Source organism: Lactiplantibacillus sp. 7.2.4 (assembly GCF_018991185.1).
Lineage (GTDB): Bacteria > Bacillota > Bacilli > Lactobacillales > Lactobacillaceae > Lactiplantibacillus > Lactiplantibacillus pentosus.
This window is the reverse complement of the sequence record NZ_JAGYGS010000007.1, coordinates 100,890-111,089: the sequence shown is the minus strand read 5'-3', so window position 1 is coordinate 111,089 and position 10,200 is coordinate 100,890. Positions and strand designations below refer to the sequence as shown.

The 10,200-nt window shown below is 46.6% G+C and carries 8 protein-coding genes and 1 pseudogene; 1 reads left to right on the top strand and 8 read right to left on the bottom strand.

All coding sequences use genetic code 11. The features are described 5' to 3' along the window. Positions 1-111: 111 nt before the first annotated feature. From KGF70_RS04160 to KGF70_RS04150, 3 genes are all read right to left on the bottom strand, one after another. Positions 112-1,116 (bottom strand): tRNA-dihydrouridine synthase, encoded by a 1,005-nt coding sequence (locus tag KGF70_RS04160; protein WP_216767619.1) that lies wholly within the window; start codon positions 1,114-1,116, stop codon positions 112-114. A gap of 152 nt (positions 1,117-1,268) precedes the next feature. Beyond that, positions 1,269-1,463, bottom strand: a complete 195-nt coding sequence (locus KGF70_RS04155) for a hypothetical protein (RefSeq protein ID WP_216767620.1) — start codon at positions 1,461-1,463, stop codon at positions 1,269-1,271. A gap of 287 nt (positions 1,464-1,750) precedes the next feature. After that, entirely contained in the window at positions 1,751-3,085 is a 1,335-nt protein-coding gene (locus KGF70_RS04150) for an LPXTG cell wall anchor domain-containing protein (RefSeq protein ID WP_216767621.1), read from the bottom strand. A gap of 433 nt (positions 3,086-3,518) precedes the next feature. On the opposite strand from KGF70_RS04150, the gene KGF70_RS04145 reads away from it, so the two are divergent. Then, complete coding sequence (locus KGF70_RS04145) at positions 3,519-4,436, top strand: LysR family transcriptional regulator (RefSeq protein ID WP_216767622.1); 918 nt, start codon at positions 3,519-3,521, stop codon at positions 4,434-4,436. 98 nt (positions 4,437-4,534) lie between these two features. On the opposite strand, the pseudogene KGF70_RS04140 reads toward KGF70_RS04145, so the two are convergent. The 5 genes and pseudogenes from KGF70_RS04140 to KGF70_RS04120 all read right to left on the bottom strand — a co-directional run bounded on the left by KGF70_RS04140 (position 4,535) and on the right by KGF70_RS04120 (position 10,200). Continuing rightward, positions 4,535-5,914, bottom strand: a pseudogene (locus KGF70_RS04140) (SLC13 family permease). A 141-nt stretch (positions 5,915-6,055) separates the two neighbouring features. Further along, positions 6,056-7,528: a UbiD family decarboxylase gene (locus KGF70_RS04135; protein ID WP_003639625.1), complete on the bottom strand. Its 1,473-nt coding sequence runs from the start codon at positions 7,526-7,528 to the stop codon at positions 6,056-6,058. Between the two features lie 517 nt (positions 7,529-8,045). Continuing rightward, positions 8,046-8,306, bottom strand: coding sequence for a bacteriocin immunity protein (locus tag KGF70_RS04130; RefSeq protein WP_225083501.1), 261 nt, complete (start codon positions 8,304-8,306; stop codon positions 8,046-8,048). 192 nt (positions 8,307-8,498) lie between these two features. After that, positions 8,499-9,248 carry an alpha/beta hydrolase gene (locus KGF70_RS04125; RefSeq protein ID WP_216767623.1) on the bottom strand — a complete coding sequence of 250 codons (750 nt, stop codon included), beginning with the start codon at positions 9,246-9,248 and terminating at the stop codon, positions 8,499-8,501. A gap of 298 nt (positions 9,249-9,546) precedes the next feature. Further along, positions 9,547-10,200, bottom strand: a complete 654-nt coding sequence (locus KGF70_RS04120) for a DUF4867 family protein (protein WP_216767624.1) — start codon at positions 10,198-10,200, stop codon at positions 9,547-9,549.

The following is a 10,200-nucleotide window of genomic DNA, read 5'->3' as shown; positions in this document are numbered from 1 at the left end:
AAAAAACGCCTCAAAGAAAAACATTCTTTGAGACGTTTTTTAGTGGTGACTGTCGAAAACAGCCAACTGTTGATTGTGATGTCACACCAACGATTATTCACTAGATCTAGGCTATTCAGCCGGTAATTCAGCTTCCAAACGGTCAATAATCGCGCGAACGTCATCGGTCGTCTTCGTTTGCATTAATTCGTTGCGCAGTTCAGCTGCGTGGCGCATGCCCCGCACGTAAATCTTAAAGAAACGTTGGAGCGGTGCGAAGTGTCCCTGTAACCCGAGGCCGATAAATTGGTCGTATAAATCCACCTGATACCGCAGTAGTTCAAGCATTTCACGCGTTGAGTGCGCCTGTGGTACTGCTTCGAATGCGTATGGATTTTGAAAAATTCCGCGGCCAATCATGATGCCATCCACGCCCGTATGTGCTTGGGCCAACTTCAAGCCATCTTGATAATTGAGCACATCGCCGTTAATTTGTAGGAGCGTTTCTGGGGCCAGAGTGTCACGCATCTGAACCAGTTGGTCAATCAGCTCATAATGCGCGGGCACCTTACTCATTTCCTTCTTAGTCCGCACATGGACGGTCAGGACGGGCACTTGTTGTTTAAGTAAAAATGGAATCCAGGTCTCGTATTCACTGACATCTTCAAAGCCTAGTCGCGTCTTGACACTGACTGGTAGACCGGCCTGGCGGGCACCTTCAATGACTTCTTTGGCTCGGTCAAAGTGGCGAATCAAATCGCTACCACTATGGTTCTTAATGACCGCCATGTCTGGACAGCCCATGTTTAAATCAATTGCTTGGTACCCCTGGTTTTTAACTTCAGCCGCTGCTTTTGAGAAATCAACACCATTATTCCCCCATAGCTGGACGATTGGCCGTGGATTTTCAGATTCGTCCACGTATAAGCGTCCACGTGTCGTAAATTTGGCTTTGGGGTGAGTGATGCTCAGCGCATTCGTGAATTCGGTATAAAAAACATCTGGTGCCGCCGCACGCATCACCACTCGGCGAAAGACGGACCCCGTCACGGCCTCCATCGGTGCAAGACTGAAGAACGGCCGGTTAGCGGCGCGCGCCTTAGTGGCAATCTGTTGCCCATATGCCGATTGCGTCATAGTGACTTCATTCCCTTCTAAAAATAATCACCTCTTCATAATAGCGATGTTCGGCCCCTAAGTGCAAGTATTTTGGTGCCGCATTCGCCATTCTGACGGCAAAATAAAAGCCCGGCCGCAGCCGGACTTTTGAAAAAATAGCTAAACCTTATCTAGTGAATCAAAAATAGTGCCCACACCAGTAGTCCGATGATAAGTACCACGTTCAAGAGTTCCATCCGCAAATCAGCCAACCTCAGTGAGCTGAATGAGATACCGGCCGTTGTATCCATGTATCGGAAGAAAATCCCACTTAAAACTAAGCCAACTAACAATACAAATAGAACCATCATTCCAGTCATCATCATCACAAACTCAACTCCTCATTTGGTAAATATTTGTGGCTTTCTAAAACCATGTTCATAGTAGTCCAGTACCAGCCTTCAAGCAAGCAATTCCGGCCGAAAAACCGGCGTTCTTAGCGTTTTTTTATTAATCAAAAATAGGCATTCGAAAGCACGAAAAAGCCCTTTCGAAAGCATCAAAATTTCGAAAGAACCCTTCGCTAAATTCTAATTCTAGTGAATGATATTGGCGCTTGCTAACATCATTCTAATTGTCGCTCAGTCACACTTGACCGTGCCCACTTATTTCATTAATCAGTCGTGTGACGTTTGTTGCTTTGCCGTTTAAAACCAAATAAACTCATCGCCGTTAACAATACAAACCCTAATACCGTTACAACTTGATTGGTACGTTCATCAGTTTGTGGCAAAGTTGCAGTCTTAGTTGTGGTCTTAGCTGTACTCATTGGGTGTGTTGCAATCGGATGCGTTGCGACTGGCTTCGTCACAACTGGACTAGTCGTCGTTCTTAAGGCCGACTTTACATGTGGATTAGCCGTTCCTTTAACTTGTGGTTGATCCGTTGAATGCGTCACAGTTGGTTGGGGTACGCCGCCAACTGGTCCATCTGTGTGGTTATTATGGTGACCTGTTGGGTTGGCCGGTGTTTGTCCATTCGAGTTGTTGCCATGCCCAGTTGAGTGGTCGATTGGTGCTTGTCCACCCTTGTCATTACCATGGTCCGTTGTTGGCTTCGCCGGTGTTTGTCCACCTTTACCATCATCAGGGCGGGCGGGCTGTTTAGCCTCGTTCAGTAATGCCGTTAAGTCACTTTGGGCCGCCGTCCGCTCTTTTTCTGCAGCTCTCACTTCCGCTTTGGCTGAATCGACGTGGTTGCGTGCCGCTTTAACTGTCGCTTCTGCTTTTTCGACAGCGGCCCGAGGTTTAACCGTATCATGTTCCTTCTTAGCCACGCGATAATCAACCGCAGTCCCGCTGACTTCAATATCGGCGTTAGCGCGTTCTTCTTTAGCTGCCGTTAAAGCAGTTGTCGCTTTAGTTAACTTGGCTTGTGCCGCCGTCAATGCAGTCTGAGCCGTCGTTAACTTACCCTTCGCAGCGTCCAAAGCAGCTTGGTTGGCGGCACTATTATCCTTGTCAACTGCCATTTGGGCGGTTTTAACGTTCGCTGTTAATTGATCCACAGTTGCCTGGGCAGTTGTAACAGCCGTTTGAGCCGTTGCCTGGTTAGCCGTGGCAGTGTTAACGGCTTGCTTGGCCTTCGTCTGACGTGCAACTGCGGTGTCATGCAACGCGGCCATTGCATCTTGAATCTGTTGATTCTTTGCCAACACCCCATCAGCAGCCACAAGCTCATCTTGAACTGCTTGAGCAGCGCTCTTGGCAGCGGTCAAGGCTTGCTTAGCGTTCGTATATGTTTGATCGGCTACGTCTACCCGCGCTTGTGCAGCTTGGACCGCTGAATGGCGGTCGACTTGAGCAGCGATTGAATCCGGTGTCTGCGTGCTTTTAGCAGTATAAACAACTGGTTTGGTCGTGATGGCCGCACTGGCAGCGACTCCTTGAGCCATCAAACCTCCAGTTAACATCGTCATTCCCATTGCAACTTTTAATGCCTTTGTCATACGAAAACCCATCCTTTAAAAGTATTGACCAACACCTGAATCAATTTCAGGCATCCCCTTACAGGTCTATTTTCATTGTGCCTGAAGAAAATTTAAATACAAGTAATCCAGAGATCACGGCGTTTTCTCAATCCGCAACCACTGTTCAAAACCAGCGGCTCAGTTGAAAATATTTATACTTTTTCATGAAAGCGGCTTTTGATCGAGCTTGTCACACCACGGTTATGCACACTAGTCTCAATAATTCACAGCCACAAACGTCAATAGCCGCTATCATGCCATCAGAAACCCATTATCGTGAAAAAAATTAACTCATATTTCAATCACCGTAACTTGCTTGCCAAATTTATCGCAGATTATAACTGTCACATAATTAGGCCGCACTCCACATCGGTGTTAAAATAGAAGCTAACTTAAGGAAAGTGTGACTGACATGACCATTAATGACCTGCAAGCATTTGTGATGGTGTACGATTTACGCCACATTTCGAACGCCGCCGTAGAACTGCATCTCTCGCAATCAGAGCTCTCCAAACGGATGCGCGCCTTGGAAAACGAACTTAACCTCCAATTAATCGACACGCATAATAAGCGCCGCCTCCAAATTACGCCCGCTGGTGAGACGTTTTATCATCACGCCCACAAAATCATCCGCGATTACGAAAACATGATGCACGACCTCGCCCCCAATCGACCGACAATTTCTAAAAACCTGGTGATTGGATCCATTCCGGTCTCGGGTCAATATAACATTGCCAAAAAGATTGCCGCTTTTGATAATCAGCACGCCGACGTTGAAATCAAGATCATTGAAGATGAGGGCGACCAAGTCGTGAAACGGCTATTGGCCGGCGAATTACAAGCCGCCATCATTCGGGACACACAGACCCATCAGCTGCAGCCGACTGATTTTCAAAAGCAACCACTGCTGACCGACGAGTTAAAAATCATTTTATCTCGGGATCATCCCCTCGCTAATCGGGCGGTCATTCGCCTTCAAGACCTCGCCAAGCAGAAAATTGCGACGCTTCCACCTGGCTCTGGCGTTTATGAGCCCATCAATGACCTGTTTGGCCGCCAAGGGTTGACGCCAAACTTCTTCTTTGAAAGTACGCATATTGAAACACTGCTAGGCATGCTGGACGATAGCAACGTGACCTTTCTCTTCAAGCAGTCCGTGCTACCATTCATGACTGAACACGTCGTCATGCGTTCACTCGCCGTCCCACTGATTAGTCAACTGAACTTCGTCTATCCACAACGCTCAGGTAATCAACTACTGACTGATTTAATCGATTACTTGACGGTAACCGCCCATGGTATCAAGCCACAACCAACAATGAAACATTAATCAACACAAAAAACGCTTTTCAGCTGACCACAATTGGCCCAAATCTGAAAAGCGTTTTTTAATCAATTCAATTCTCAATTTTGGTGCTAAACCGTGGCTTATGCCAAACCAACTAAGTGGAACCAGAACATTTCAACGATGGCGACGACGAAGACCACAGCAGTCAACGGAATCCCCAACCGCATGACGTCTTTTTGCGTATAGCCACCACCGGTATCGGGGTCGCTACCGACTAAGACGGCTAAGTTGTGGAACGGTAAGATGTAATGCAAGTTGGTAACTGAGAAGACCAACAGTGAAACTGCCAATGGTGAAATTCCCATGTGAGCAGTCGCTGCCACAAACGCAGGGATCGTAATCCCCATAACCGCGATAACGGAACCCATGAACATGTGGATAATCATGGCGAAGACCGTAATCACGATTGCTAACAAGTAGATGTTCGTTGGTAAGTTGCTTGGAATCAACGTTTTGGCAATCCAGTTGTTCATCCCGGTCACGCCACCGACATTCCCAATCGCAATGGCTGAGGTCAAGAAGACCAGCACATTGACGGGAACACCTTCCCATGACTTGGCGGTCAAAATACCACCAATAACCGGTAGACTCATCATTAAGGCGACAATCAAGGTCAACCAACCAACATCTAGGCCAGTGATCCCACTGGTTAACTATAGCGCAATCGCAATAACCAACCAAACGATCGTCCGGATTTCTTTACCAGTCATGGCGCCGAGTTGAGATTGTTGTTGCTTCAAAGCTTCAACATCAATGTGAACTTCTTGACTAGGCTTGAACAAGAATAGGAACAAGAACATCGTCAAGACGGCCGCAATGATCATTGGGACACCCATGTAGACGAAGTAAGAGACAAAGTTGACACTTTGACCAGAAGCTTGAACAGCTAGTGGGTTCAAAGACGTATCACCAGTATAGAAGACCCCAGACAGTGGACAGGAAGCCGCAAAGACGGCCAGTCCTAGTTTGGCTAAATCCCGTTTTGGCATGTTAGCCGTTTCGGCAACCACCGTAATGACCGACATGATCATGAATGCACGTGGCCATGGATGTGGAATCAAGAGCGCTAAGATGAAGGTCAACGCGAAAATGGAAATCACGATTCCCTTCCAACTGCGCACAAATTTAATAATAAACGCGTATGCGATTCGTTGGTCCAAACCAGATTCGTTAACGGCACCGGCAATCAAGTAAGCCCCAATCACGAACCACATGATCGAACCGGTCCACGCCGACGAGAAGACTTGCTTAGGTGTCGCAACGTTCATAATAATCAGTAACATCAGGTAAATCCCACCGACATATGCTGGTTGAGCAATCTGGGTCGCCCACCACACAACGGTCATCAGACTAAGTGCCAAGTCCATTTGGCCCTTAGCAGATAAGCCGGCAATCGGTAGGAAGTAGATAATAGCAAACACAGCGATCCCGCTTAAAAAGCCAATCGTTTTCTTGTTCACGAGTTAAATGCTCCCTTCATTTTGACAGTAAAAAGCCACCCGACCAGGACGCTTCCGTGGTCTGGCGGCTCCTCACGTTATTAAAGTTAACTTATGCGATTCGTTATTGACGGCATAACTAGTCGTAGCAAGTATTAAGGTTTATTTCAAATACTTTTCCCAGTCATCGACCTTCATGAATTGAGCCCGTTCAAATTGGTCTTTCATATCGTATGGCACAGTGCCATCAATAACCAACTTCGAACTCATCCCACGGAAACGAATCGATTTTGGATCGTATTGTGGCCGTTCTGATGGATCCAATGGATGGTTCCGCATGCCAGATAAGACCATTAAGTCTTGGTCAGCTTGGAAACGCGTATTCATGGTCCAAATAACATCGTTCATATCGAAAATATCAACGTCTTCATCAACTAAGATGACCGTCTTCAATTCCTTGAACGCTGAGAACGCCAATAAGGCTGCTTGCCGTTGAATCCCTTCATCCGCTTCATTATCCTTATGAATCTGCATGATGGTCATCAACTTACCACCACCAGCTGGCGGATTGTAAACGTTAGTCACTTTGCCAGGAATGGCGCGGTTAACTAACTGTAAGATACTTGCTTCGGTTGGAATACCAGCCATGCTGACATGTTCTTCGGATGGTCCGATAACACTTTGCATGATGGCATTTTCCCGATGCGTTACCGCCGTCACCTTGATGACTTGTAAGGCTGGGTTAGCATCACCATCGTAACCTGGGAATTCAGGCATCGCTTTACCCGTATGAGTGTTGATGTCTTCTTGAATCCGTTCGTTAGGCATGATGTAGCCTTCCAACGTGTATTCAGAACGTGCAATCGCCTTTTCATCAACGGTAACCCCATCGACTAATTGAACGGCTTGATTCCGAATGGCACCAGCAACCCCTAATTCGTTGTAACCAAATGGGGTGGTAGGTGGTTCAAAGGTGGCACCAATGGTAATGGCAGGATCCAAACCAATGTTGATCGTGATTGGCATTGGTTTATTGGCCTTTTCATATTCTTCGGCAAAGGCACCGATATGACGGCCACCAGGCATGATGTAGATTCCGAGCTTGTCCTTGTCTTCAAGAACCATCCGGTGAATCGTAACGTCACTCTTGGACTTGTCCATGCTTGAACCGAAGACAACACCGACCGTGATATATGGACCAGCATCTTGTGGCGTATTAGTTGGCGCTGCAACTAACTTCCGAATATCAAAGCCTTCATCAGTTGACTTGTAAATGACTTCGTGAGCCGGTGCATCCTTTTCAGCGACCGTTTCCGGTGCAACTGGATTTGAAACTGCATCGTTAAGATATTGACCTAACGTTTGGTAATCATGATGGAACATCTTACCAACCCGACGACGGCTAGCCATTAAACCAGTCAAGACACGCGTGTCAGGAAAACCCTTCACGTTGTTGAACATCATTGCTGGACCTTCTTGTGTTGGCCGTTCAACGGTCCCACCAGCACCAATATACCGATAAACACCAGAAAGTTCCGCATTTGGATCTACTTCAACGTCGGTTTCATGATAGTTCTTGGGATCATCTTTGATCTCATCAAGTACCCGGCGTAAATCCCATGGTTGTTCTGCCATTTCAATTCATCTCCTTTAAAATTTACAAGACCATCATAATGCCAGACGTAAGCGGGTTCAATTCGGATTCAGCACTTGTATTATTCCATTCGTGAATAATACAGTCAGTGGTGGAGTTTGTTGGGTAGGGATTTAGTTTGTAAAATGGAGATTGGATTGGGCTTTGCTGGGGTCACCAGCTGTGTCGGCCACGCTTATCTGCTGATTGTCCCGCGAGACCATTAGTACTTCAATACTCAAAAACCGCATAACGACAATCCATCTGTGTGAATTACCGTTATGCGGCTCTTTGCTTACCATTATCATTGTGAAAATATTAAAACCAATTAGTGTTTCATTTAAACCAACGCCGACCCAACTGACGACCGCCTTGGTAGACAGCTAGTACCGCGGCAATCAGCCAACTAGCCGTCACTAACGCTTTGAACATTGCACGTCCACGAGTCATTGAACCACCCTTTCAGCCGATTGTCCTTAGTGCCCTTTCACATGCAATTCAACGCCCAATGAACCATCCCTAGGCGCTCAAGCGATGACTTAGTGACAACAATTCACTCACTAACAAATTCTGCGTTGGTGTCAGCCGCAGTTGCTGGGTGAAGATCGTATAAGTGATATAATTCGTCAACTTTTTGAGCAAACTTTCATCTAACTCAGGTGTCGCTTGCAACTGCTGGTGTGCTTTGCAGAGTTCCGCGCGAATCCCTTCGTTGACCGCGGTTGGTGCCAATTCCTGATACAAATCTTGAATGATACCTTGTGCTTCGCTTTTCATCATGCACACCTTTCTTTCAGAAAACTAACCACCTTCAGTATAGTCGTCTTGAGGCCAAAAATTAAGGTAATTTTGGTTAAACCTAAACTTCGGGCTAATAACCAACTGTTGAGACTAGTCATTACCTTCAGTGTTCAAAAATAACGCGCAATCAGTCATGATTTAAAAGGCTATGTTAACCGTGTTTTATCACGACTACTGGTCAGATTGTGCTGCGGCAACTGCCAATCGGATGGCTGGCTCGCGCGCGGCGCCCGTGAAACCGTGGTCGGCGTCAGGTAATCGATGAAGCTGACTCTGTTGATAAACCGCGTGATATTTTTCAGAAGCCTGTGGTGAAACGACTGCATCCTTGGTCCCATGAATCAAATCAACTGGTCCCGTATACTGCTGAGCGACTTCGTAGATCGGCAGCGTTTGTGCCGTCCGGAGATAGAATCCGCCAACCTTAAAGCCATCACGAATCGGCAACACCGCCGGAATGTGGTGCGGATCATAAGTCGTCCCTTGTAGCACACCTTTTTGGGCATCCGTCTTTAACGTCGCTGCCGGCGCCATCAAGATGAGGTGATCAATTAAGTCTGGATAATAGCCGGCTAACATGCTAGCTACCACTCCGCCCTGCGAATGGCCAATCACGACTAAACGCTGATAGTTCAACGTCTGTGCGTAATCCAACACGGCTTTAGCATCCGCGACTTCACCGGGCACGGTCATATCTTGAAAACGGCCGTCACTGCGACCATGGCCATTGAAGTCGAAACGCAATACCGCTAATCCAGCCGCCAACAAACTTTGCGCGAGTTGTGGCACGATTCGACTCGAGTCATAGCCCATATCAGCCGTAAAACCGTGCATCAAGATGACCAGCGTCTGGCTGGCAACTGCCGGTTTCTCTAGCCGAGCTTGTAACGCCAGCCCATCGCGTTTAATTTTAAAATCCATTCAGATCATCTCGTTTCAACCAAGTTACCCTTACTATAGTTGATTTAGGGCGTCAATCACAACTATTTACCATAGCAAATCACTGATTAAATGTGTCGTTCAGCTGCTAACTTCCCAGTTGTTTACAAAATAGTTGATTTTCTCCTAAAAAAAAGATTTTGCAAGCTGGAAGTCAGCTCAGCAAAATCTTGTTCTATCAATTTGAAATATATTGTGAATAAATCGAAGTGCGCGAGACACCTAATTGAGCGACCGGCACACATTGGCCTAGTCACTATTGGCCACTCACCTCGACAGACTAAATCTTCACTTCATAATTGGTTCCCAACAGACCAACCACGGCACCTTCATTGGCCTCGTGACTTTCAGCATGGGCAATCAACCACTTATCAGTGGCCAACAAGGCTGATTGAGCCTGATTTGCATCATCATTTAGCATCGAATTAACACCTTTGATCAGCGCAACCAAACACCGATAACCCTGGGCAGTCACCTGACATGGCGCATAGTGTAGTGTTGTCCCATATAACAAAATCATGGTATTCGCAGGAATCAAGAAGGCTTTCGCATCAGAGGTCTGATACTGATTGTTGCTCATTTCTCGGACATCGCCGAAAAACAGTACAACGTCATTGGTGAACCAGTTGAGTTCCGGTGTCTGATGCCATTCTAAACAATTCATTTTACTTGTATGCCCATTGCAATAACCAACCTGAATTAGTAAGCCACCGAATAGTTTGTTTTGAATCGTCGTACTTAAAGCTAACTGTTCAAGGGTTTTATCCGAGGCAACATACTCGTTATCTTGCTTCGGCATTGGGGTCGCCTTCAAAGCTGCCAGCGCCGCATCTGTATCCGCAAACGTGATAATTTTAGCATACTGGTCGAATTCCGGATCAGTGACCTGATAAATATGATAGGTGGGATTCTTCTTTTGTAATAACTCAAGCAT

Bases quoted from the DNA above. Each gene is read 5' to 3' on its own strand.
- KGF70_RS04160 (WP_216767619.1), bottom strand. From the start codon at position 1,116: ATGACGCAATCGGCATATGGGCAACAGATTGCCACTAAGGCGCGCGCC.
- KGF70_RS04155 (WP_216767620.1), bottom strand. From the start codon at position 1,463: ATGATGATGACTGGAATGATGGTTCTATTTGTATTGTTAGTTGGCTTA.
- KGF70_RS04150 (WP_216767621.1), bottom strand. From the start codon at position 3,085: ATGACAAAGGCATTAAAAGTTGCAATGGGAATGACGATGTTAACTGGA.
- KGF70_RS04145 (WP_216767622.1), top strand. From the start codon at position 3,519: ATGACCATTAATGACCTGCAAGCATTTGTGATGGTGTACGATTTACGC.
- KGF70_RS04135 (WP_003639625.1), bottom strand. From the start codon at position 7,528: ATGGCAGAACAACCATGGGATTTACGCCGGGTACTTGATGAGATCAAA.
- KGF70_RS04130 (WP_225083501.1), bottom strand. From the start codon at position 8,306: ATGATGAAAAGCGAAGCACAAGGTATCATTCAAGATTTGTATCAGGAA.
- KGF70_RS04125 (WP_216767623.1), bottom strand. From the start codon at position 9,248: ATGGATTTTAAAATTAAACGCGATGGGCTGGCGTTACAAGCTCGGCTA.
- KGF70_RS04120 (WP_216767624.1), bottom strand. From the start codon at position 10,200: ATGCTTGAGTTATTACAAAAGAAGAATCCCACCTATCATATTTATCAG.